General features: G+C 70.1%; 23 protein-coding genes, 1 other RNA gene and 1 pseudogene. 2 read left to right on the plus strand and 23 right to left on the minus strand.

The window, feature by feature from the left end; translation table 11 throughout:
• Positions 1-246 precede the first annotated feature (246 nt).
• From ACFVTF_RS26250 to ACFVTF_RS26270, 5 genes are all read right to left on the minus strand, one after another.
• Positions 247-3000 carry a SpoIIE family protein phosphatase gene (locus tag ACFVTF_RS26250; RefSeq protein WP_387816918.1) on the minus strand — a complete coding sequence of 918 codons (2754 nt, stop codon included), beginning with the start codon at positions 2998-3000 and terminating at the stop codon, positions 247-249.
• A gap of 179 nt (positions 3001-3179) precedes the next feature.
• Positions 3180-3596: an NUDIX domain-containing protein gene (locus ACFVTF_RS26255; RefSeq protein WP_387816919.1), complete on the minus strand. Its 417-nt coding sequence runs from the start codon at positions 3594-3596 to the stop codon at positions 3180-3182.
• A gap of 10 nt (positions 3597-3606) precedes the next feature.
• Positions 3607-3795 (minus strand): SPOR domain-containing protein, encoded by a 189-nt coding sequence (locus ACFVTF_RS26260; protein WP_387816920.1) that lies wholly within the window; start codon positions 3793-3795, stop codon positions 3607-3609.
• A 179-nt stretch (positions 3796-3974) separates the two neighbouring features.
• Entirely contained in the window at positions 3975-5411 is a 1437-nt protein-coding gene (locus tag ACFVTF_RS26265; protein ID WP_387816921.1) for a DUF4190 domain-containing protein, read from the minus strand.
• A gap of 232 nt (positions 5412-5643) precedes the next feature.
• On the minus strand, positions 5644-6462 hold the full coding sequence (locus ACFVTF_RS26270) for a methyltransferase domain-containing protein (RefSeq protein ID WP_387816922.1): 819 nt from the start codon (positions 6460-6462) through the stop codon (positions 5644-5646).
• A 159-nt stretch (positions 6463-6621) separates the two neighbouring features.
• Here ACFVTF_RS26270 and ACFVTF_RS26275 point away from each other — a divergent pair.
• Positions 6622-7769, plus strand: a pseudogene (locus ACFVTF_RS26275) (dihydrofolate reductase family protein).
• A 57-nt stretch (positions 7770-7826) separates the two neighbouring features.
• Positions 7827-8492, plus strand: a complete 666-nt coding sequence (locus tag ACFVTF_RS26280) for an HAD-IA family hydrolase (RefSeq protein ID WP_387816923.1) — start codon at positions 7827-7829, stop codon at positions 8490-8492.
• A 332-nt stretch (positions 8493-8824) separates the two neighbouring features.
• Here ACFVTF_RS26280 and ACFVTF_RS26285 read toward each other — a convergent pair whose 3' ends face one another.
• The 18 genes from ACFVTF_RS26285 to ACFVTF_RS26370 all read right to left on the minus strand — a co-directional run bounded on the left by ACFVTF_RS26285 (position 8825) and on the right by ACFVTF_RS26370 (position 20976).
• Positions 8825-10693 carry a hypothetical protein gene (locus ACFVTF_RS26285; RefSeq protein ID WP_387816924.1) on the minus strand — a complete coding sequence of 623 codons (1869 nt, stop codon included), beginning with the start codon at positions 10691-10693 and terminating at the stop codon, positions 8825-8827.
• Positions 10694-10921: 228 nt separating this feature from the next.
• Entirely contained in the window at positions 10922-11320 is a 399-nt protein-coding gene (locus ACFVTF_RS26290; RefSeq protein ID WP_387816925.1) for a hypothetical protein, read from the minus strand.
• A 147-nt stretch (positions 11321-11467) separates the two neighbouring features.
• Positions 11468-11581 (minus strand): DUF4241 domain-containing protein, encoded by a 114-nt coding sequence (locus ACFVTF_RS26295; RefSeq protein WP_387816926.1) that lies wholly within the window; start codon positions 11579-11581, stop codon positions 11468-11470.
• A gap of 2395 nt (positions 11582-13976) precedes the next feature.
• Entirely contained in the window at positions 13977-15257 is a 1281-nt protein-coding gene (locus tag ACFVTF_RS26300) for a tyrosine-type recombinase/integrase (RefSeq protein ID WP_387816927.1), read from the minus strand.
• A 43-nt stretch (positions 15258-15300) separates the two neighbouring features.
• Positions 15301-15480, minus strand: coding sequence for a helix-turn-helix domain-containing protein (locus ACFVTF_RS26305; protein ID WP_387816928.1), 180 nt, complete (start codon positions 15478-15480; stop codon positions 15301-15303).
• 16 nt (positions 15481-15496) lie between these two features.
• Complete coding sequence (locus ACFVTF_RS26310; RefSeq protein ID WP_387816929.1) at positions 15497-15733, minus strand: hypothetical protein; 237 nt, start codon at positions 15731-15733, stop codon at positions 15497-15499.
• Between the two features lie 14 nt (positions 15734-15747).
• Positions 15748-16128 (minus strand): hypothetical protein, encoded by a 381-nt coding sequence (locus ACFVTF_RS26315; protein ID WP_387816930.1) that lies wholly within the window; start codon positions 16126-16128, stop codon positions 15748-15750.
• A gap of 44 nt (positions 16129-16172) precedes the next feature.
• Positions 16173-16631 (minus strand): hypothetical protein, encoded by a 459-nt coding sequence (locus ACFVTF_RS26320; RefSeq protein WP_387816931.1) that lies wholly within the window; start codon positions 16629-16631, stop codon positions 16173-16175.
• Positions 16632-16695: 64 nt separating this feature from the next.
• On the minus strand, positions 16696-17517 hold the full coding sequence (locus tag ACFVTF_RS26325; RefSeq protein ID WP_387816932.1) for a hypothetical protein: 822 nt from the start codon (positions 17515-17517) through the stop codon (positions 16696-16698).
• Between the two features lie 16 nt (positions 17518-17533).
• Positions 17534-17812, minus strand: coding sequence for a hypothetical protein (locus ACFVTF_RS26330; protein ID WP_387816933.1), 279 nt, complete (start codon positions 17810-17812; stop codon positions 17534-17536).
• Positions 17813-17823: 11 nt separating this feature from the next.
• An RNA gene (locus ACFVTF_RS26335) (hammerhead ribozyme type II) lies at positions 17824-17886 on the minus strand.
• A gap of 28 nt (positions 17887-17914) precedes the next feature.
• Positions 17915-18079, minus strand: coding sequence for a hypothetical protein (locus tag ACFVTF_RS26340; RefSeq protein ID WP_387816934.1), 165 nt, complete (start codon positions 18077-18079; stop codon positions 17915-17917).
• Positions 18076-18642 carry a hypothetical protein gene (locus ACFVTF_RS26345; RefSeq protein ID WP_387816935.1) on the minus strand — a complete coding sequence of 189 codons (567 nt, stop codon included), beginning with the start codon at positions 18640-18642 and terminating at the stop codon, positions 18076-18078. The genes ACFVTF_RS26340 and ACFVTF_RS26345 overlap by 4 nt, the downstream gene beginning before the upstream one ends.
• Positions 18643-18659: 17 nt before the next feature.
• Complete coding sequence (locus tag ACFVTF_RS26350; RefSeq protein WP_387816936.1) at positions 18660-19076, minus strand: hypothetical protein; 417 nt, start codon at positions 19074-19076, stop codon at positions 18660-18662.
• A 14-nt stretch (positions 19077-19090) separates the two neighbouring features.
• Positions 19091-20332, minus strand: a complete 1242-nt coding sequence (locus ACFVTF_RS26355; protein WP_387816937.1) for a hypothetical protein — start codon at positions 20330-20332, stop codon at positions 19091-19093.
• A complete protein-coding gene (locus ACFVTF_RS26360) occupies positions 20329-20562 on the minus strand; it encodes a hypothetical protein (protein ID WP_387816938.1) in 234 nt (77 codons plus the stop codon). The genes ACFVTF_RS26355 and ACFVTF_RS26360 overlap by 4 nt, the downstream gene beginning before the upstream one ends.
• Positions 20552-20791: a hypothetical protein gene (locus ACFVTF_RS26365; RefSeq protein ID WP_387816939.1), complete on the minus strand. Its 240-nt coding sequence runs from the start codon at positions 20789-20791 to the stop codon at positions 20552-20554. The genes ACFVTF_RS26360 and ACFVTF_RS26365 overlap by 11 nt, the downstream gene beginning before the upstream one ends.
• Positions 20788-20976: a hypothetical protein gene (locus tag ACFVTF_RS26370; RefSeq protein WP_387816940.1), complete on the minus strand. Its 189-nt coding sequence runs from the start codon at positions 20974-20976 to the stop codon at positions 20788-20790. Before ACFVTF_RS26370 ends, ACFVTF_RS26365 begins: the two co-directional genes overlap by 4 nt.

Raw genomic sequence — 20976 nt, forward strand, 5'->3', positions numbered from 1 at the left:
CCCCTCCAACCCGCGACCGTCCGGATGTCGAGAAGACCGAGTATTCATCATCGAGGGGTACGTTCACACGCCCTCAACATCACAACATCAGATCGGGCGAAGGTTTTTGTCCTACCGCCCGCGCAACCACAATGCCACGTCCGCGCCCCCTTCCGGGCTGCGCGCTCCCCCCGGCCACCTGCTGGCATATGCGGTTCCGTCCTCCTCGCCCCCGCTCGGGCTCGCGCCCCCGACCCGCTGCGCTCCCTATGACTCGTCGGGCTCATTACCCGGCAGCGCCTGCTCGAACCAGACCACCTTGCCGATGCCCTCGGCCCGGGCACCCCAGTGCAGCGCCAGCCTGCGGACCAGTTCCAGGCCCCGGCCGCCCTCGTCGGCCTCGGCCGCGTGCCGCTCCCGGGGCGGCTCGGGCAGCGGGTCGGAGATCTCGACCAGCAGCGTCTCGCCGAGCGTCAGCCGCACGCCGATGGGGGCGCTGGCGTACCGGACGGCGTTCGTGACCAGCTCGCTGACCAGCAGCTCCGCGGTGTCGGTGAGCTCCTCGACGCCCCACTCGGCGAGCGTGGAGCGGACCAGCCGGCGGGCCCGGGAGACGGCGGTGGGCTCGGCGGGCAGGGTCCAGCCGGCCGTCGGGGTGCCGGCCTGGCCGTGGCCGAGCCGGGCCAGCAGCAGCGCGACGTCGTCCGGCTCGCGGCCCTGTTCCATGGTGTCGAGCACGGCCTCGCAGGCGGCCTGGATGGAGGCGTGCGGCTCCTGGAGCACGGTGACCAGCCGGCCGAGGCCGACGTCGAGGTCCTTGTCCCGGGACTCGACCAGGCCGTCGGTGCAGAGGGCGAGCAGGCTGCCCTCGGGGATCTTCAGTTCGACGGATTCGAACGGGACGCCGCCGACGCCGAGCGGGGCGCCGGAGGGCAGGTCGAGGATCCGGCCGGCGCCGCCGCGCAGCGGGCCGCCGGTCCGGGTCGGCTCCCCGCCCTCCTCGCCCGGCACCACCAGGACGGGCGGGATGTGCCCGGCCTTGGCGACGGTCAGTCTGGCCGTCCCCGGGTCGAACACCGCGTAGATGCAGGTGGCGAGCAGCGCCTCGTCCGGGCCCTGGGCCAGGTCGTCGGCCAGCTCGTGGACGTGCCGCAGCAGGACGTCCGGCGGCAGGTCGAGGGCGGCCAGCACCCGGACGGCGGTGCGCAGCCGGCCCATGGTGGCGGCGGCCCGCAGGCCGTGGCCCATCACGTCGCCGACCACCAGCGCGGTGCGGTCGCCGGGCAGCGGGATGACGTCGAACCAGTCGCCGCCGACCTCGGCGCCGCTGCTGCCGGGCACGTACCGGTAGGCGACCTCGACGCCGGTGGGCTGCGGGACCTGCTGCGGGAGCAGGGTGCGCTGGAGGGTGAGCGCCGCGGTGCGCTCGCGGGCGTACAGCCGGGCGTTGTCCAGCGAGCTGCCGGCCCGGTCGGCCAGCTCGACGGTGAAGGCCAGGTCGTCCCGGTCGAAGCCCTCCCGGTAGCCGCCCCGGCTGACCAGCAGCAGACCGATCACGATGCCGCGGGCGCGCAGCGGGACGACCAGCATGGAGTGCACGCCCAGGTCGTGGGCGGCCTGCGTCTTCGGGTCGCCGGGGTACGTCACGTCGTCGAGCTGGTCCGCGCCGGAGAGCAGTTCGGGGACGCCGGTGCGCAGCACCCGGCCGCAGGCGGAGTCCTCGGCGAAGGTGATCCGGGCGCCGCGGCGGAGCATCACCTCGACCTCGGGGCCGTCCTGGACGGAGGCGGTGCCGAGCTGGAGCAGCGAGGTGCGGCGGTCGTGGCCGTGCCGGGGCAGGTCGTCACCGTGCGCGACGGCCTGCAGCAGGATCACCGCGGAGTGGTCGGTGAGCCGGGGGACGACGGAGCTGGCGAGCTCCTGGGCGATCCGGGCGGCGTCGAGCAGGTCCCCGACCCGGGAGCCGAACTCGTTGAGCAGCGAGAGCCGGCGCCGGGCGTGCTCGACCTTGGCGACGGCGCGGTAGCGCTCGGTCACGTCCATCACGGTGCCGGAGATGCCGAGCACCCGGCCGGAGCGGTCGGTCATCCGGCTGTAGGAGATCGAGCGGTAGCCGGAGCGGGCGGTGACCGGGGAGGCGAGGGTGACGTCGATGACCGGCTCGCCGGTGGCCAGCACCTGGCGCTGGATCGCGGTGATCTCGTCGGCGGCCCGCTCGGGCAGGGTCTCGCCGGTGGTCCGGCCGACGTGGTCCTCCAGGGCGACGCCGTTCATCGCGGCCAGGGTCTGGTTGACGGCGGTGTAGCGCAGCTCGGTGTCCATGATCGCGATGCCCAGCGGGGACTGCTCGAACAGCGCGTCACGGACGGCGAGGTCGTGCTCGACGGCCCGGACGGCGGCCGCCTCGGCCATGTTGACCTGGAGGAACGGGGTGCCGTCGCCGTCCACCAGGAGGGAGATCCGGGCGTCCACCGCGACCGGCACGCCGTCCCGGTCGCGCAGTTCGGCGTTGCCGGCCCAGCGGCCGTGGCGCAGGGTGTCCTGGATCGCGGCCCGGATCCGGCCGACCTGCTCCTGGTCGGGGATCAGCTCGTCGATCCGGCGGCCGACCAGCAGCTCGTTCGGCCAGCCGAGCAGTTCCTCGGCGGCCGGGCTCCAGAGCACCACCCGGCCCGCGGTGTCCAGGATCGCGATGGCGACCTTCAGCATGTCGAGCAGACTGCCCTCGGCCGGCGCGCCGGGGCCGTACGGGGCGTCGGACGGCCCGCCGGGGAACGGCCGGGCGGGCCGGCTGCGCAGGCCGGGCTGGGGGCCCGGGTCGGAGACGGGGACGGCCAGGGTCGGCGCCGGCTGGTCGGGCCGCGGGGCTTCGGGGGCATCGGCGGCGGCCGGCCGACGGCGGCCGGCCGTCGGCTGCGGGGCGGCGGGCCCGGCGCCCCGGCGCAGCCGGGCACGGGCGGCTGCGCTCCCCGCGGCGCCTGTCCGCCGTGCTCCTCCGCCGCCGTTCCCGGTACTCGACACCGACGGGGCCTCCGGCTCTGGTCGGGATCGGCGTCGCCGGCTGGGGCGGCTCACCGATGGTGACGAATAGTGCCGAAAAGTGACATACCCAGCAGAACCCAGGCTATCCCGGCCGCCGGGTCGTCTTGTCTGATTGACCTACCCCGTACCCCGCGCGTCGCACACCGGCTCAGGCCGCCCTATGCATGGAGCAACCGAGCGACGTGCGGCAGGACGTCGCGGTCGTGCTCGATCCAGTCGACGCTGTCCAGCTCCGCCGGGCCGAGCCAGCGCAGCTCGTCGTGGTCCTCCAGCGGACGGGGGTCGCCGGCCAGCAGCTCGGCCGCCCAGAAGCGCAGCTCCAGACCCGGCCGGACGCTCCACGCGCCCGGCAGCCGCTCCAGCGCCCGCGCCCGGACGCCCAGCTCCTCCAGCAGCTCCCGCTCCAGCGCCTGCGCCTCGGTCTCACCGGGTTCGGCCTTCCCGCCCGGGAACTCCCAGCGCCCCGCCACCGCCGCGGGCGCGCTGCGCCGGGCGGCGAGCACCCGGCCCCCGTGGATGAGGGCGCCGCCGACGACGATCCGGGGCTCGACGGTGTTCTCGCTCGCCTTGTCCATGGGCCCGACCCTAGGTCCTGTCCGGCCCCTCGCCGTCCGCAGCCGCAGTCGTGGCCTCGGCCTCGACCCAGTACAGCTGCTTGTGGCCGCGGGCCTCGAACTCGGCCGCCAGCCGCTCCGCCGCGACGCGGTCGAGCCCGGCCGCGACCAGGAAGCGGTTGCCGTTGTCGTCCTGCCGCATCACCCGAAAGGCGCTCATGGCGGGGAGCGTATCCCCGGCCTGCGTGGGGGTCGGGCCGGGGATCCGCCCCCACGACGCTACGGGCGGCTCGCTACCGGCAGGTACGGGTGCGGTTAACGGCGGGTAACCCGGCCGCGCCCGGCGGCCCGGACCCCTCGGTGGATCAGCCCCCTCGACGGCCCGGACCCGTCAGCGGCTCAGACCTGGAGGTCGGGCACCTGCTCGCCGGTGGACAGGCCGAGCCCGCGCCGGATCTCGATGCTGAGCGGCACCGACTTGGTCACCAGCGCCCGGGCCCGCCGGACGTCGCCCTCCAGGTCGTCGCCGGAGGCCGCCGCGTCCCAGGCGGTGGCGGCCGCCTCCTGGGCCGCGGCCAGCTTGCGGACCGCCGGCTTGACCTCGGCCGGCCACGCCACCGACGCCCTGTTCAGCGCCGCGGCCTCCGCGTGGGAGGCGGTGGACATCCGCCGGGCCCAGGTCCGGTACTCGGACGACGCGTCCGCGAAGCCCTTGCTCGGCTGCTCCGCGTAGGCGTCGTTGAAGCCCCGGACGGCCTCCAGGTAGGCCAGCTGGGCGGGGTTCAGGCTGCCCCGGTCGGTGCGGACCGTCCCCAGGTGCTCGCCGTCGCGGTCCTCGAACGCGCAGGTGACGTAGCGGTCGCCGGACCTCCAGTTGCCCCGGGTCGGGTAGAGGTAGACGTCGTCCATGCCGTCCGGGATCGCCCACTGGTCGAGGGCGTAGTCGTCGAGCACCGTGCGGCACAGTTCGGCGGCCCGCAGGCGGACCGTCGCCTCGCCCGGGTAGGACGGGCCGTCGCTCGCCGGGATCCGGGCGGTGCCGGCCACCTCGCCGTGGTGCGGGGCCGAGCACGGCACCCGGCGGACCCAGTAGAGCGTCTCGTCCCCGCCCTCGGGGTCGGCCCGGCTGCCGTTGTCGGGGGTGTTGTAGCAGTCCCCGGACTTCAGCGCGGCCCACGGGACGGACCCGGCCGGAGCCTTCACGGACTGGCCGAACCGGCCGCCGTCGGGGGACTCGAAGGCCGAACCGGCCACGACGAGCGACAGCAGCACCGTGCCGACCACGCCGAGCACCAGGCCGGTCAACGCCATGCCGAAGCCGCGCTCCTTGCGGCGGTTGATCTGGACCAGCGCGATGATGCCGAACACCAGGGCCACCGGCGCCACCACGACCAGGCCGGTCACCAGGGCGGCGACCGCGAAACCGTTGGTGACGGGGGCGGGCCGGGGGTAGGGGAAGCCGGGCTGGAGTCCGGACTGCGCGGCGGGCGGCACCGACGCCCAGCCGCCGGCGGGCAGCGGCGGGGGCGGTGGCTGCGGCGGGGCCTGCGACCGGGACTGCGACGGCAGGGGCGCGGCCCACGGGTTGGCGGGCTCGGGCGGGAGGGGCGGCACGGGCGGGGCGGCGGGCGCGGGCGCGGGCGGGGCGGCGGGGCCGGGCCGGCCGGGTACCGCGACCGGCTCGGGCTGCGTCTGCTGCTCCGGCCGGTCCGCCTGCTCCGACTTCCCCGCCCGCTCGGCCTGCTTCGCCGGCGCGGCCTCGTGGGCCGGTGTGCGGGGATCGGCCGCGGGCGACTCCGGCCCCGGCGCGGGCGGCTCGGACGCAGGCTTGGACACGTGGACTCCCCCGGCCCGCCGGTACGGGCATCGACTCGGCAGCTCGACTCGTCGGCTCGCCCCCTCCAGCAACGGGCCGGACGGGCCCGAACGGCCCCGGTACGAGCGGACGCGCGACTTTACCCGATCTTTCCGAACGCCCGCGCGGGCGTTTCTCCCACCCCGCCGCCCGTCCCGCTCTCCAACCCGCCGCCCGGCGCCGCCCCCGGACCGTCGCCGGCCCGACCCCCGGTCAGCCGCGCGCCAGGATCTCGCCGTGCAGCATGGAGAACCAGCCGTCCCCGGCGGCGCTCCACTCCCGCCAGCCGGCCGCGATCCGCGCCAGTTCGGCCCGGTCCGCGAAGCCCCGCTCCACCGCCGTCCGGCCGATGGCGGAGCCGGTCACCCGGTCCGCCCACATCCCGCCCCACCAGGCGCGCTGCTCGGGCGTCGCGTACGTCCAGGTGGTGGCGCTCGCCGCGATGTCGGTGAAGCCCGCCGCCCGCGCCCAGGACAGCAGCCGCCGCCCGGCGTCCGGCTCACCACCGTTGGCGCGGGCGATCCGCTCGTACAGCTCCAGCCAGCGGTCCAGCGCGGGCGCCTCGGGGAACCAGGTCATCGACGCGTAGTCGACGTCCCGGGCCGCGACCACACCGCCCGGCGCCGCGACCCGGCGCATCTCGCGCAGCGCGGCCACCGGGTCGGCCACGTGCTGCAACACCTGGTGAGCGTGCACCACGTCGAACTCGCCCTCCCGGTAGGGCAGTTCGTGGACATCGGCGACCTCGAACGCGACGTTGGACAGGCCTCGGCCGGCCACGTACGCGGCGGCCTGCTCCAGCACCTCGGCGGAGGTGTCCACGGCCACCACGCGACCGCCCGGGCCGACCAGCTCGGCCAGGTCGGCGGTGATCGTGCCGGGCCCGCAGCCGATGTCCAGCAGCGCCTGCCCGGGGCGCAGTTCGGGCAGCAGGTAGGCGGCCGAGTCGGCCGCCGTCCGGGAGCGGTGCGAGCGCAGCACGGCCTCCTGGTAGCCGTGGGTGTAGACGGTGTCGGGCTGCTGTCCGGTCATGGCGTCCCCCTGGGGATGGTCGGTTTCCGCGATGCCTCCGACGCTAGTGGACGTTCCGCATTCCGAGAAGATTCGTCTCACCTGTCGATCACCCGGCGACCGCAGCACCCCCGCCGGCCGTACCGTGGGGGCGCACCCGAGAGAACGGTCCCCCCGCCCATGCCCGGCCAGCGCCCCTTCGTCCTGCTGAGCGCCGCGATGTCCCTCGACGGCCACCTCGACGACGCCTCCCCCGACCGCCTGCTGCTCTCCAACCGGGCCGACTTCGACCGGGTCGACGCCGAACGCGCGGCCGCCGACGCCGTCCTGGTCGGCGGCAACACGCTGCGCGCCGACAATCCGCGCCTGCTGGTCAACGACCCCGCACGCCGGGCCGCCCGGCTCGCGGACGGCCGCGCCGAGCACCCGCTGAAGGTGACGCTCAGCGCGAGCGGCGCGCTCGACGCCGACCTGCGCTTCTGGCACACCGGCGGCGCCCGGCTCGCCTACACCACGGACGCCGGCGCGATCGTGCTGCGGCCCCGCCTGGACGGGCTGGCCGAGGTGGTCTCGCTCGGCGGCGCGGTGGACCTCGGCGCGGTGCTGGACGACCTGGGCGCGCGCGGGGTGCGCCGGCTGATGGTCGAGGGCGGCGGCGGCGTGCACACCCAGTTCCTGGCCCAGGGCCTGGCGGACGAGCTCCAGCTGGCGGTCGCCCCGCTGCTGGTCGGCCAGGCCGAGGCGCCGCGGTTCGTCCGCCCGGCCGCGTTCCCGGGCGGCCCGGCCCGGCGGATGCGCCTGCTGGAGGCACGTACGGTGGACGACGTCGTCCTGCTCAGGTACGCCCCGAAGGAGCCCGCCCCGTGACCGGAGCCCGTCCCGCGACCACCGACCTCGACCACCTGCGCCGGGCCGTCGAACTCTCCCGCCGCTGCCCGCCGTCCGCGACGGCCTTCTCGGTCGGCGCGGTGATCGTCGGCGCCGACGGCGAGGTCCTGGCGGAGGGCTACAGCCGGGAGGGCGACGCGCACGACCACGCCGAGGAGGCGGCCCTCGGCAAGCTCCCGGCCGGCGACCCGCGGCTGCGCGGGGCGACCGTCTACAGCTCGCTCGAACCGTGCGGACAGCGCGCCTCGCGGCCGGCGCCGTGCGCCCGGCTGCTGATCGCGGCGGGCGTGCCGCGGGTGGTGGTGGCCTGGCGCGAGCCGGACCTGTTCGTCACCGACTGCCAGGGCACGGCCCTGCTGGCGGCGGCCGGGGTCGAGGTGGTGGAGCTGCCGGAGCTCGCCGAGGCGGCCCGCGCGGTCAACGCCCACCTACTCGGCTGATCTTTTGTATCATCGGGGAACAAAGAGCTCGTCCTTCCTTGCCCGAGGAGCAGCCCCATGCCCGCCACACCCCTCCAGCTGACCGCTCGCGCCCTCCTCCTGGACATGGACGGCACCCTGGTCAACTCCGACGCCGTGGTCGAGCGCTGCTGGCACCGCTGGGCCGAGCAGCACGGACTCGACCCCGTCGCCGTGCTGGCCGTCGCCCACGGCCGCCAGGGCCACGCGACGATGGCCGAACTGCTGCCCGACCGCCCGGTGGAACTCAACCTCGCCGACAACCGGCAGATGCTCGCCGCCGAGCGCGCCGACACCGACGGCGTCGTCCCGATCCCCGGCGCGGGCGCCTTCCTCGCCGCCCTGGACGGCCTGCCGCACGCCCTGGTCACCTCCGCCGACGAACCGCTCGCCCGGGTCCGGATGGGCGCCGCCGGCCTGCCGATGCCGCCCGTCCTGGTGACCGCCGAGTCCGTCGGCGCCAGCAAGCCAGACCCGGAGGGCTTCCTCAAGGGCGCCGCCGCCCTCGGCTTCGCCCCCGCCGACTGCCTCGCCTTCGAGGACTCCGACGCCGGCATCACGGCCGCCCGCGCCGCCGGCATCCGCGTCATCGGCATCGGCCCCCGCGCCGCCGCCCACCGACCGAACGCCCACGCCGCCACCCTCGACGACGTCACCGTGACCACCACCCCGGACGGCACCCTGACCATCAGCATCCGCCCCTGACCGGACCGGCCGCCCCGGAACATCCAGCACGGGCATGACGAAGGGGCCGGCCCCCGGAGGAACCGGCCCCTTCCGACCTGCACGCCCGAACGGCCGGGTCACGTACAGCACGCACCTGGCTACACGTTGAAGCGGAACGCTTGATAGCCGATCCTGACCTGCGGCGGAACGCCGATCACGCCGCTGACCAGGGACTTCTTGGTTGGTCAGCGATAACCCGCGACGGTCGCGATCGGGCGTCCTGCGGACTGCCTGCGGACCGACTTTCGTCTTGATCACCGCAGAGACGGTACGTGGTGCGCTTCTTCAGGCTTCTCTTCTGTCGGCCGGCGTCAGACTGGTTTCGGTGGACTCACAAAGGAGTGCTGGACAGGACAGTCCGCCCTGCTGCATGCGGCATGATCGCAGGCGCGGACGTTGGCCAATGCGAGTCGGGCACCAATGAGGGCAGGGTCCTCACGATCGGGATGTCCGTAAAGGAAGCGAGACATCGCATCAAGAGGCGTGTGGGCGTTACGTACGTCCGTGAGCAGCTCAAAGATGAGTTGTGGGTCGAGGCGGTCGTCATGGGCAGCTCGCGCCCAGGCCACGAGAACGTCGTGTGCCTGGTCACGCACCTCATGCTGGGAGAGCGTCACCCGCCAACCTTCGATGAGGAAATCGCGGTACTGGGGTTCAGAGCGCGCGAGAGTAAGCAGGTTGGGAAGGACACTGTGCTGCGGCTCGGGGTCGGCCAAGGCCAGGAATGCCCGAGCACTGGTAGGGCTCTGAGCGTAGCGATCAAGCCAGGTATCGACAGTGTTGACAACATGAACGAGGCCTGTGCCGCTTGCGGATCCATGCATGATCACGGCCTGGGCAGCGGTACGGCCGGGCGCATCGTCATAGGCCAGGAGATGCCGCAGCCGGGTGAAGGCGCTGTGCGGCCAGGTCTGGCGGTAGCTGCCGCTGCAGACGTCCGCTACTACGGCCCGCCGACTCTCCGTCGATGCCTTCGCCCAGTCCAGCAGAGTCTTATGGGCCTTGCGGGCAAGTTCGGGTGTGCTGGCCGCCCTCGCCATCAAGCCCGAGACGATGGCGATCCGGTCGGCGTCATCGATGCCCGCCCATGCCTCCACGACGGGGAAGAACGGCCCATCAATAGCCGTGCGTGACAGTTCCAGCAACCGGTCGCCGATCTGCTGGGCCCACTTGGCAGCGACCGCTCCAGGAGCAGTGATCTTAAGAAGCCACTCTCGGGTGGTGCTCCGTTCATCTGCCCAGTGGTGCCAGTCCATACGGATGGCGGCCATCGCCAAGCCCGGATGCCGATCGAAGACCGCTCGGTCGTCATCGGAGACATCAACACCAACATCCTGCATTCGACGGCGCGGGCTGCGGCCCTCACGGAAGCGGCGAGCTGCCCCTTCATCACGGTCTCCGAAGGCGTTTGCGGCCTTGATACACGACTCGACGGGGCCGTTCTCCAGATAAGAACCAGCAAGGAGCATGACGCGGTCCTGGCCACGAGTGCCGGCTTCGGTCAGGACACGCTCCAGGAAGACCGACCATTCCCGGACTTCGTCCTGAATGGCCTGGAGCTGTTGATTACTCGTATCTTGAGCGCTCTGCTTGTCACGCGCGTGCTGCAGGGCTCGCTCAAGGCGTTCAGAGGTAACCCGGTGCAGCCGTTCCGCCATCGCCACTGCGTCGGTTGGCCTGACCGCCCGGGTGATCAGATCGGAAAAGACTCCGGCAGCCAGGTTGGCCGTGCCGCCGAACAGGCCGCTCCGGGCCGGCTTGGGGTCAGCTTCAAGCCACTCGGCCTTGTCGGGGCTACCCAGCTCGAAATGAAGATAATTGCGGGCAACCTGTACGGCATCCGGGCGCACTGCCGCGATGGCCAGACCTGGATCGCCCGACCAGTCGCTAGGCCTGCCGATGATGACCACACAGCTGCCTTGAGCATGGAGCCTTTCAGCCCAGGAGATGAGGGCGTGGACGGTGTCAGCAGGTAGCGAGCGCAGCGTAGTGTCGAGAAGGTAACCGCGCCCGGCTGCCGGGTCGGGGAGGATCTCCTGGTCCGGGGTCTCGTCGTCGTCCCAGTCCTGGGCGACATGAAATAGTTCTGCTGGCTTTGGGGCGCTGGGCAAGTGCAGCTCAATCGCCCTGATCGCAGAGACACCGCGGCCTGTTCCCGACTCACCCGTGATGACTGCCAAGCCCCTCGTGGACAACACATTGGCGACACGCTGCGGCGTCGGTGTGTGGACCCAAAGAGGCTCGGTGGCAGCTCTGCGTTCTCGCGCCGAAACAGGGAGCGTCGGCAGCTTCGGGCGCCGGGTAATGCTGATGGGACCGGAGTTCGGCCCTGCCACCTGTACTACTGGGCCTGTGTTGCCGGAGGCCGACTGGGAAGTAGGGCCTTGCGGATATCCGACGGTCACCGTTCAGCGCCTTTCAGTATTCAGACTGCCGAAGTTGTCCCGGCCAACCTGAATCACTGGCCCACTGTTGCCTGTCGCGGTCTGGCTGATCCCGGTCAGCGGAGACTCCGAAGCTCGACTCGCCAGGAGCGCCAGATCCTTTGCGGCCTCCGGGTAGTCCTCAGCCAACGTAAGCAGCCGCCGGCGCCACCGCTCCTCGACCTCGGTTCGGTTCAGTTCCCCGATCTGTTCCTGATCGGCATCGAGCCTTGCGAGCTGCCGCTCCTCCTCGGTCTGGCCAGTTCGATGGAACAGCCTCATCGCCAACTCTCTCGCGCCAGCCCAACTGTCCTTAACCATCTCGGTCACAAGGGCAACCGCAGCAGCACTGGCCACTGCAGCCAGCTGCACTTCCTCACCCACTGGCCCCACCACTCCCTCCGTACGGCAGCCACATAGTGGCGTCAGACCTGACACAGAGTCACAGATTCGACAGCCCCAACGAGTGGCTTCACTCGAAGTCGTCTCAATACATCCTGCGAAGACCAGTTCGATCGCAGCTACCAGCTGTCAAGCTGTACCTCTGACCTCACCACCAACACTTTGGCCGCCCCAGGTCGAGTAGCACCCGTCACCCGAGCCCGAAGGGAACACGACGAAGTTGTATCCGTTCTCGATCAGCAAACGCGCCCGCTAGCCGATGGCCCAGGAGGCCGATGCCCAAGTGCACGAGAGCCTCCTACGCCCACTACCGCTGGGCTAGACTGCCCCCATCGGCGGGTACGCACGCCGAACTCCGGCCCAGGCACATCTCCCGCTTTTGCCTCGGCTGCGACGGACAAGGGCCTCCGGCTCGCGTAAGCCATCGTCGTTCCCTGCGAGGGGCCGGCGCGGGCGGGAGCGCGCCTCCGCCCCCGGAGGACGGCATGGTTCAGAACAGTGCACGCAAGCGTGCGGTACGACACGCGGCCTCATTGAGCGGTTCCAAATACACCACTGCTCTGCGTGGGGTTGAAGCAGAACGTCGGCAGTCACAGTCCACTACGTCTCAGGTGCAACATCGGCAGGCCAGTCGGACTCGCCAAAAGGCGGCCTCCGTACGGCGCAGGTATACCGGGGAGAGCTACACCGCTGCGTTGGCAGGAGTCGGAGCATCAGGTGACCTGGGTCTGGACTCGCCAAGGCCAGAACAGCAAGAATTCCGCGCCCTCCTCGCACTGGCACTTCTCAATAAGGGGCGGATTTCCCCAGCAGGCATGGGGTGGGAGTGCAGCACACTCAGTGCCTACGATCCAGTCATCTCATCTCGTGACGACGCGCTGGTCGTCAGTGACTCACGAGCTCCCGATAATGTCACGGCGTGGATCCTGCCGACACGCTCTCCGGGTGCCCCGCTGCGCATCCCTGGCCTGCGCCTAGCGTCGACCCATGAGTCCGACCATCGAACCTACGTAATGCAGCACCTCCCCACAGGGGCACGTCTGGTCGTCACTTCCAGCCCGGCTGGAGAAGTGCCTTCAAGCGCAGGAGACGCAAGCCCTTTGCGCGATCACCTGACGCTCGACGATGAGCTGACAATGCGAGAGCAGCACGCACTCGACGCAATCCCGAAGATGACTAGCAACGCCCGAGCACTGTTGGCAGGCTTGGTAACGCGCTACACCATGGAAGATCCCAAAGGGAAATGGGCCACCAGCTGGGATTGGGACCCACTGGATCGGCCGGGAGATCGCAGAGAAGAAAGGCTCCCACTCAGGGAAGGCGTGCAACGAAGGCTATGGGGAGAGGGAAAGTCCTGGGAACTACAGTGGACGGGATATCCCTACCCAAAGGATCTCGCAATTGCCTTGACTCATCCACTGGTAGGCGTCAGTGGCGCCCAGCTGAGTCGACACCGCGACACGTATGAGGTGACTTTGGGGGACGCCTTGCTTGAGCTGCGGGCCTGGAGGGCATGACATGGAATTGGGAGCGCTCTCCGCAGCCTGCGCTGCACTCGTGGTAGGTCTGCTGACGTGGACCCAGTCCCGCTCTTCAAACCGCCGAGCTGATTTCATCGCGATCACAGACCGGCTCGACCGAGAACTAGAGAGCGAGAGAGAACAACGGCGACTCTTGATGGTCTTCGTCCTAGACCTGCTCCAGTGGGCCCGCACCGTGGAATCGGATCCACAGGCCGGCCCACCACCATCCCCGCCAACTGGAATCGACCTCACGCCCTGGCTGCGGTGATGATGGAGCGCTTCGGCCGACAAGTCTCATACGGATTGGCAGGCTCCGACAGCCTAGGAATTGGACCGGCATGTCAATGAGACTGTGTAGGTGAGCCGCCGCCCTCTGACTAATCGCCTCAGTCGGCGATCCATCAATGCAGGGAACCGATCGACTGCTGCCCAGGTACACCACACCACCAACAAGTTGGGGGCCTGCCCCTGTCGGCGCCACCCCCGCCCTCGGGTGTACGCCTGTGATCGTCGGATGACACCCAACAACGACTCACTCTCAATAGGCCCAGGACGAGCCCGTGCCCCGGTACTCCTCGACCGAGATCGGGTGAACGTCGGGGCGCATGCGGTCGGTGCAGAGGAGGCCGTCAAGGCGGTCGATCTCGCGGGCGATGAGGCGGGCGAGGCCGAACTCGTAGGTGACCGTGGTGATGGTGCCGTCGAGGTGGTGGCGGTGACATCCATGCGCAGGGGTCGGGGGACCATGCCGCGGACGTCAAGGAAGTTGAGGCAGCCCTCGTACTGTTAGTCGGTCTCGTCGGAGACGGCGGTGACCTTGGGGTTGAGCAGGATGATCGGCTCAACGCTGGCAGTTGGGGGGCAGGACAAGGGCGGCGGCGCGGGGGATGCCGATGTAGCTGGCGTCGGTTGCGTTGGCCAGGGGCGGCAGGGTTGCGGACCCCTTGCGGACCGAAAGGCCGCCCAACCCGCTCCATCGCAGGTCAGGCGGCCTTTCCGCAGTTCGACTAGACGTTGAAGCGGAATGTCAACGACAAGGCTGTGACCTGCGGAAATAGCACTCTGGACGGGCCAAGTCAGTACAGAACCAGCACGGATTCCGCAGGTCAGCACAGCTACGCCACGGTCCCGTAGTCCTCGGGGCTCTCCGAGGCGGGATTCTGCACGTCCACCTGCACCGGTCGAAGGACGCCGTCCATGACCTCCCGGCAACGATGGAAGGCCCCCGGAACGAGGTGGCTGTAGATGTCCACGGTCGTCTTGATGCTCTTGTGACCCATCCACCGCGACACCTCGTGAATCGGGACGCCGTTCGCCAGGGCGCTGGAGGCGAAGAAGTGCCGGAGGCTGCGGGGAGTGTACTTCGGCTTCCCGTCCGCGTCGACCAGGCCGGCGGCGATGCAGGCCTTCTTGAAGTGGTATCCGAAGGTCGATGCGGTCGGCATCGTCCCCTTACCCCGGTCTCGGGGCGCGAAGTAGACGTGGAGCGTCTTCTCCTTGCCGCCCTTGTCCTTGAAGGTGACAGGAATCGACGGGTAGAGCTCCTCGTGCGCCTCGATCTCCTCTTCCAGGAAGAGGGCAACCGGGACGTCGCGATACTCGCCTTCCGCCCGGTGCTTCAGCGGCACGAAGGTTGTACGGCAGTCGCCGCGGTTCGCCTTCGCGCTGACCTGCCAGCGGATTCGGATGTGCCCGGGGCGGCAGCATTCACTTGAGAACGCCAGGGCCTCGCTCGGACGTTCGCCAGCCCCCGCCATGAGGTAGATCGTCAGCCGGTACTGGCGCGCGATGTGCGTCGCAATGAGGTGCACTTCGCTGGGGGTCGGGATCTCGTCCTCGTCCACGGCCAGAGAGCTCGTCCGAACGATCTTGACGCCCGCTGCCGGGTTCTCGGGTATTCGCTTCTCGGTGACGGCTGCCTCCATCATCGCCGTCACGAACTTCATCCGGTCATTGATGGTCGAGGCCGCCATACCCTCGCCGTTGCGGTGAAGGGCGGCGATGAACCGTTCGAAGTCGGGCTTCCCGAGGCCGGCCAGCGTCTTCCGGCCCAGGTGGGGTACAAGATGGTTCCGGATGAACCCCTCATAGTTCCGGATGGTCCCCTCGGCAAGGATCTGCCGCTCGATCCACTCCTTCGCGTACGCGCGGAGGGTGATGGCGCCTCGCTGGGGGTCGAGGTAGATGCCCATCCCCTTGTCGTGCTCGACCTTCGTGGAGAAGGCGTCGGCACCGTCCGGGCCGGTCTTCTTCGCGAAGGTCTTCTCACGCTGGCGCGCGGTCCGTCCACCCGGCTCTCGATAGCGAACGGTCCAGCTATGACCGCATCGCACCTTTTCGCAGGGGTAGTAACGGTTGCCTGGTTCTTCCTTGCACTTCTGGAAGACGGTGGCCATGCGGCCCCCTCTCTGTCTCGTGGGGCTGTACGGCCTGCTGGTGCTACCCGTAGTTCTTGTCGAGGTAGTTCACGACGTCCCGCTCACGGAAGCGCAGCAGTCGACCCACCTTCTGGCAGGGCAAGCCCCATGCGCGGTATTTGTTCTTGACGGTGATCTCGCTGACCTTGAGCCACGTCGCGACTTCTTCCGGGGTCAGCAGCCGGTTGCTTCCGCCCTGCATCAGGCGTTGGTCGAGGTCAAGCGGCGACCCCGAGGTAGCTCGTACGGGACTGCGCGGTGAGGTGGTACATGCCGTACTCGCACTCGTAGGCGCGGTTCTCCTGACGGATCCCGCGGCCGGTTCCCCGGCGGTCGGCAATCCGGGCACGCTTCGCCTGGGCCTTGCCCAGGGCCTTCACCGCAGCGTGCGCGTCTTCGTATGCCCTCTTCGAGCCGCAGGGGCAGGTCCAGAAGGTGACGGGCTTGGCCGTCATGCGGTTACCTCCGTCTACTTTCGGAACTGCCCGCAGGGGCAGGTGGGGATGTGGCAGGCGCCTCGGGCGGCGGCGACGGCGGAGTGGACGTTCGGTGCGTGGCCGCACTCGGCGTCCTGGCAGTAGCCCTTCCAGCCCTTCTTGCCGTCAATGTTGGCGAGCGTCACGCCGGGGGCGTAGAGCTTGATGAGGCGCGCCGTGCCCCCGATTGCGATCTTGTTGGCGAAGGCGACGGCTTCGGACTCGTTGCCGAACGGGGCCCAGTTGAGGCCGCGGCTTCCGTCGTTCCAGGTGTGCGCGAGGGCGAACCAGTCGCGCATCTGGAGGATCTCGCCGGCCTCCTTGAGGATGGCCTTGGCCATCTGGTCGGCGCTGTCGAAGTCTTGGGACTCCAACAGCGCGACGACAGCGGAGACTTCTTCCTTACGGGGGGTCAGCCTCACGGGCCGCTCCGGGTGCTGGTGAGCTCTCCCAGGCGAAGGAGAACCCTGCCGAGTGCGGCCGAGCCTTCCTCGTGGTGGTCGGCCTTCAGCTCGTCCCAGTCGGCGAGCTTTCCGGCCGGCACGTCGTCGCAGCCGTCACGAAGCTCGCCGAGCTCGCTCTCCTGGCGCTCAATCAGGTAGTTCAGGTCGGCAGCGATGCTCCGCAGTTCGGCGAGCAGTACCGGAAGGGTCAGCGGGCTGCTGAGGTCGGCGATCAGTTGGACGGTTGCGGGTGGCGGCCCGACGACGGTGGCCGGCATCGCGAACCACTCAGGCGCCAGCGGGTAGCGCCAGCCGACGACGGCGAATCCGTCTCCGGCCTTGGTCCCGGTGTCACCGTCCGCGTCGCGGATCACGGTCCCCTCGGGGAGTTCCCCGAGGATCGCAGGGCTGTGAACAAGGGTGTTGGTGTTCAAGGGGTTTCCCTCTCTCTCGCTAGTTACACTATCTCAATGGACCGGGGCATATCAACTCTTGCAATCACACTTTCGCAATCGCCCTGATGCGGTCACCGAGGTCCGCCAGCGTGCCCGTGTTGAGGATGGTGGCGTCGACCGGGCAGTAGGCGAGGGCGTGCTCGCTGACGTGGCCGGCCCCGTCAATCAGCGCCTGGCCGGGGCGGCCGACCAGGACAACCAGGCCGCCGCGCCGCTTGATCTCCTCGGCCTCGTTCGGGAAACGCACGTCGGGGATGACGACCGGCTTCGACCAGGTGTCAGCGTCACGGAACATCTGGTCGACCCACACGTTCTGCCCCAGCACTCCGCGGCCGGCCTCCGTACCACCTCGCTGGAGGAGGGCTCGGACTTCGGGGAGCTTCTTGGCCTCGTCCCAGCCGAGCCGGTCGACCAGCGCGCTCAGTCGAATCCGTTGCCCGTTCGGGCCGAACACCAGGGGATCGAGGGCATAGAGCATCTCCTTGAGTGGGTCGGCGAAGGCCCTCCTCGTCCACCCGGCCTCAACCAGGGCGGAGGCCGCGCTGTCCTTCCCAGATCGGGCGAGTCCGGCCAGGCCGATCAACTGGGGGCCCCGGGATCGCCGCGGGCGCCGGGGGGCGGTTCGGCGCGCGGCCTTGACCTGCTCGGCCAGGTCGTTGACCTCGACCTTGACAGCCTCGGCCAGGAGCGCCCAGGCCCCGCAGGCCGGCAGGCGGGAGCCGGTGAGCATCTGGCTGAGGCTGCCGGTGTGCAGGCCAGCCGCCTCGGCGAGGCGGGAGCGGGCTCCGAGGTGGGGCAGGTCCACCTCGTACCCGGCGGCGATGGCCTTCTCGGTGAGCCAGTCGGCGAACGGTGCGTACTTCACTTGGGATCTCCTGTGGTTAAGCGTTCTGGTCGGAGTCGGTGGGTGCGTCGAGGCGCCTGACGCGCTGGTGCGGCCAGAGGGCGACGGCGTTCGCGCGGGCGATCTCGGAGCCCGGGGCGTCGATATGGAGGCGCCACTTCGTGACCCGGCGCCCCCAGACCTGAACGACCACGCGCCTCGGCTTGGCCAACAGGACGCCGGTCCGGGTGATGGTGCGTCCGCCGGTGTCGTAGCTGGCGGCCTCGACTCGATCTCCGGCCCTCAGCTTGGCGATCTCAACTTCCTCGCCGTTCATGGGTTCCTCCGCTTCGGCTGCTCATCAGGCCGCGGGCGCCACCCCGCGACGACCCCCTTCCAGGGGTTTCGCTAGTTACACTCTCGCAATCGCATCTGCTCTTCAGGGCCCGCTGAGGATGGCCGGGCAGTCGTAGCCCCAGCAGTCGCAGGCCATGAACCGGCCCCAGAGGTCCCCGTACTTGCAGGTGTCGCAGACGGCCCACTCACGGACGGTCAGGGTGATGCTCGTCGATGTGCAGATCGGGCAGGCAAGGTGGCTGGTCATGCCGCCACCTGCTGCCGGTTGGCGTGCAGCGCGAGCGCCTCGCGGGCGACGACGACGGCCCACCCGTAGCCGTAGTGGCCGAAGCTGGAGTCCACGGGCTCCCACGTGGTGCGGACTTCGCCTCCGGCCCGCCGCCAGTCGACGGCCTCCTCCAGGACGTAGCCGTACACCTCGCCGTTGGCCCAGGCCTCGTACTCGGCGCGCTCGGCGTCGAGGTATGCCTCCGGCAGCATGCCGAGGGCGGCGGCGTCGTCGGCGAGGAGGTACCAGAGGGAGGCGGGCCCGTGTGCCGGCCGGGATTCGATGACGATCGCGCCATGGAAGATGCGGGCCCAGCGGCTGAAGCACTCGACGCCGGTCCAGCGGTTCCAGCTCACCCGCTTCCAGGCGTCGGCAAGGGGGCCGCCGTCCTTGTCGACGGGGACGTACCGGCCGAGGTAGGTGTCGATGGTGATCACGTGCGCGAGGTTGTCGTGATCCTCCCGCGGGTTGATTGCATCCTCGTCTGCGACGAGGCGGACTCGGTAGCGGCCGTCCGGGGTGGTGTCGATGATCTCGGTCATGGCGATGGTCCTCGTGCTCACTGGGCGGGGTAGTGGATGTCGCAGGACGAACGGCGGCAGGGCCGGCCGAGGGAGGCGACGAATTCGCGGTGCGCGTCGAACGCCTCGGTCAGCCAGTCGTCGTTCTCAACGAACTCGGGGCGCTTCTCGGCCCACCGGGCCCGGACCTTCGCGATGTCGGGCAGCTCGTAGAACTCGCTGGCGCCGTGCTGGCGAATGAGGTCGACCCAGGAGGCACGCACGCGGTCGTAGGAACGGCGGGAGTAGTTGTAGCCGGTGGCGGGGTCGATGTCGTCGACCGCGACGTCGGAGGCAAGGCAGATAGCCGTTCGCGCGTCGGCCATGGAGGTGAGGCGGTCGGCCTCGCAGGCCGGGCAGCTGAGGCGCTTCCGGGCGATCGACAGGAGCAGGAGGTTGGGGTGGAAGCGGGACATATGTGTCTTTCCGTTCAGACGGCGAGCGTGTACTCGGCCGGGGTGCGGTCGTAGAGCTTGATGAGGTAGGCGCGAAGCCGCGCTTCCCAGGGCAGGCCGAGGAGGGCGCCGAAGACGACGCAGGCCATCGGAGGTGCCACCACGTCGCCGATCTGCTGGGTGCAGGAGCTTCGGCTGCCGGTCCACGGGTATCCGGCGAGGAATCCGACCAGCCGCGCGGCTTCGTCGAGGCTGAACCGGTGGGTCGGGTCGTGCTCCCAGTACCACCCACGGATTTTCGACGTGATGGCCGTGGCGGGCTTGTCCGCAGACCAGCAGTTGCCTCCCGCCGTTCTTCGGACCCCCCTGGTGTTGACCCTGATGCCGGGCGGCCAGCCCAGCGCCTTCGCCGCGGTGGTGGCCGGCAGCGGGGAGGACGGACGGACGGCCGTGGGGACGAGGTACCGGTTACGGACGGCGAGCATGAACACCCGCTTGCGGCGGCTGGCCAGCCCGTAGTCCACGGCGTCCAGGACGTGGAAGTCGACGGTCAGCCAGTCAGCGCAGAGGAACTCGGCGCGGATACCGTCGATCACGCTCTGAGGGAGGGCGCTGGACTGCTCCATCGCAATCCAGCCGAAGCCGTCCCAGGCCCGGCTGAGGGCGAGGCCCCAGATCACGACCTCGGCAAGCAGGCCGATCCGGTCGTCGCTCAACTCGGCTGCCATGGCACGGACTTCTTCCACACCGTAGATGGGACCGGACCAGCCCTCCCAGCAGACGGAGCAGTCATCTCCGCAGCCCCCTCCGCATCGGTCCTCTTCCCAGACGCCGACGGTGGCTTCCCAGGCGCAGGCGAACATGTCGTCGAGGATCTGGAGGTTCCGGGGGTCCTGGCCGGCCCGCTTGCCCGCTGGTGTCCAGCACTGGCACGGCGCGGTGACGATCAGGCCCCGGGTCCAGCGGAGGGCCGGGTGGGTCGGGTCAAGGGTGCGTACGTCGGCCACGATCCGCTGGAAGCCGGCGGCGACGGCGGTTGCCGCGGCGTCCTTGTTGAACTCGACACCGATGATGTCGAGATCGTGGCCGAGCGCGTCTCGGACGCCCACTTCGAGACCGCCGGGACCGGCGCAGAGGTAGACGGCCCGTTCGGGTTCTCCGGGCTTCGGCGGTAGGAGCCACCGCGCCGGCCAGGGGGCGGCGAGCTGTTCCAGCTCCTCCATCGTGAGGTCGACCAGCTCCTCCAGGTCGGGGAAGGCGGTCGTGCTGGCGCTCACCGGTGGGCAATCTTGACGCTGGCCGCGGTGGCCTCGAACATCGAGAGGTCCGCGACGGAGCTGGACACGTACTCGACGACGGTGCGTCGAACTGCGTCGTTGTCGGGCTCGGAGCCACCCTCCTCGGCCCAGCGGTCCCGGTCGATGGTGATGGTGATCGCTGGTATTCGGACCTTGACCAGGGTGGACTTCCCGCAGCCGCAGGAGCACTTCCCGTCCTCACCGGCCACGACGAGCCCCCTTGCCGGTCCGCACCGCAAGGTCGGCAATCCGGTCGCGGGAGCGCCGAACGATCAGGTCCTTGTCGGTGTAACCGTGCATGGCCGTGTCGAGTGCGTCCGGGTGGAACAGGTCCACCTCGGCCGGGAGCAGGCCGGTCTTCTGGGCCTCGTCGAACCAGGCGAGCGCGGCTGCCGGCGTGTCGAAGTCGAGGGGGAGGTGGAGGCGGTAGCTGCTCATCGGGCCGCCACCTCGGTCCCGTACAGGCGGCCGTCCTCGTCGACGCCCCAGGTCTGGCCTTCGTCCAGGACGAGGTCGAGGTTCGGGTCGGTGGAGGCGTCGCAGCGGAAGCAGGAGAACTCGCCGGACGGGATGGCACGGAGAATCGTGGTGCCGCAAGGGCCGCACCAGACGTAGTGCTTCAT

The sequence above is a fragment of the Kitasatospora sp. NPDC057940 genome (genome assembly GCF_042887425.1).
In the GTDB taxonomy this organism is placed as follows: Bacteria; Actinomycetota; Actinomycetes; order Streptomycetales; family Streptomycetaceae; genus Kitasatospora.

What these genes read in the sequence shown, in the direction of transcription:
- ACFVTF_RS26255 (WP_387816919.1), bottom strand. Translation starts at nt 3,596, where the DNA reads ATGGACAAGGCGAGCGAGAACACCGTCGAGCCCCGGATCGTCGTCGGC.
- ACFVTF_RS26260 (WP_387816920.1), bottom strand. Translation starts at nt 3,795, where the DNA reads ATGAGCGCCTTTCGGGTGATGCGGCAGGACGACAACGGCAACCGCTTC.
- ACFVTF_RS26270 (WP_387816922.1), bottom strand. Translation starts at nt 6,462, where the DNA reads ATGACCGGACAGCAGCCCGACACCGTCTACACCCACGGCTACCAGGAG.
- ACFVTF_RS26280 (WP_387816923.1), top strand. Translation starts at nt 7,827, where the DNA reads ATGCCCGCCACACCCCTCCAGCTGACCGCTCGCGCCCTCCTCCTGGAC.
- ACFVTF_RS26300 (WP_387816927.1), bottom strand. Translation starts at nt 15,257, where the DNA reads ATGGCCACCGTCTTCCAGAAGTGCAAGGAAGAACCAGGCAACCGTTAC.
- ACFVTF_RS26305 (WP_387816928.1), bottom strand. Translation starts at nt 15,480, where the DNA reads ATGCAGGGCGGAAGCAACCGGCTGCTGACCCCGGAAGAAGTCGCGACG.
- ACFVTF_RS26310 (WP_387816929.1), bottom strand. Translation starts at nt 15,733, where the DNA reads ATGACGGCCAAGCCCGTCACCTTCTGGACCTGCCCCTGCGGCTCGAAG.
- ACFVTF_RS26330 (WP_387816933.1), bottom strand. Translation starts at nt 17,812, where the DNA reads ATGAACGGCGAGGAAGTTGAGATCGCCAAGCTGAGGGCCGGAGATCGA.
- ACFVTF_RS26340 (WP_387816934.1), bottom strand. Translation starts at nt 18,079, where the DNA reads ATGACCAGCCACCTTGCCTGCCCGATCTGCACATCGACGAGCATCACC.
- ACFVTF_RS26345 (WP_387816935.1), bottom strand. Translation starts at nt 18,642, where the DNA reads ATGACCGAGATCATCGACACCACCCCGGACGGCCGCTACCGAGTCCGC.
- ACFVTF_RS26350 (WP_387816936.1), bottom strand. Translation starts at nt 19,076, where the DNA reads ATGTCCCGCTTCCACCCCAACCTCCTGCTCCTGTCGATCGCCCGGAAG.
- ACFVTF_RS26365 (WP_387816939.1), bottom strand. Translation starts at nt 20,791, where the DNA reads ATGAGCAGCTACCGCCTCCACCTCCCCCTCGACTTCGACACGCCGGCA.
- ACFVTF_RS26370 (WP_387816940.1), bottom strand. Translation starts at nt 20,976, where the DNA reads ATGAAGCACTACGTCTGGTGCGGCCCTTGCGGCACCACGATTCTCCGT.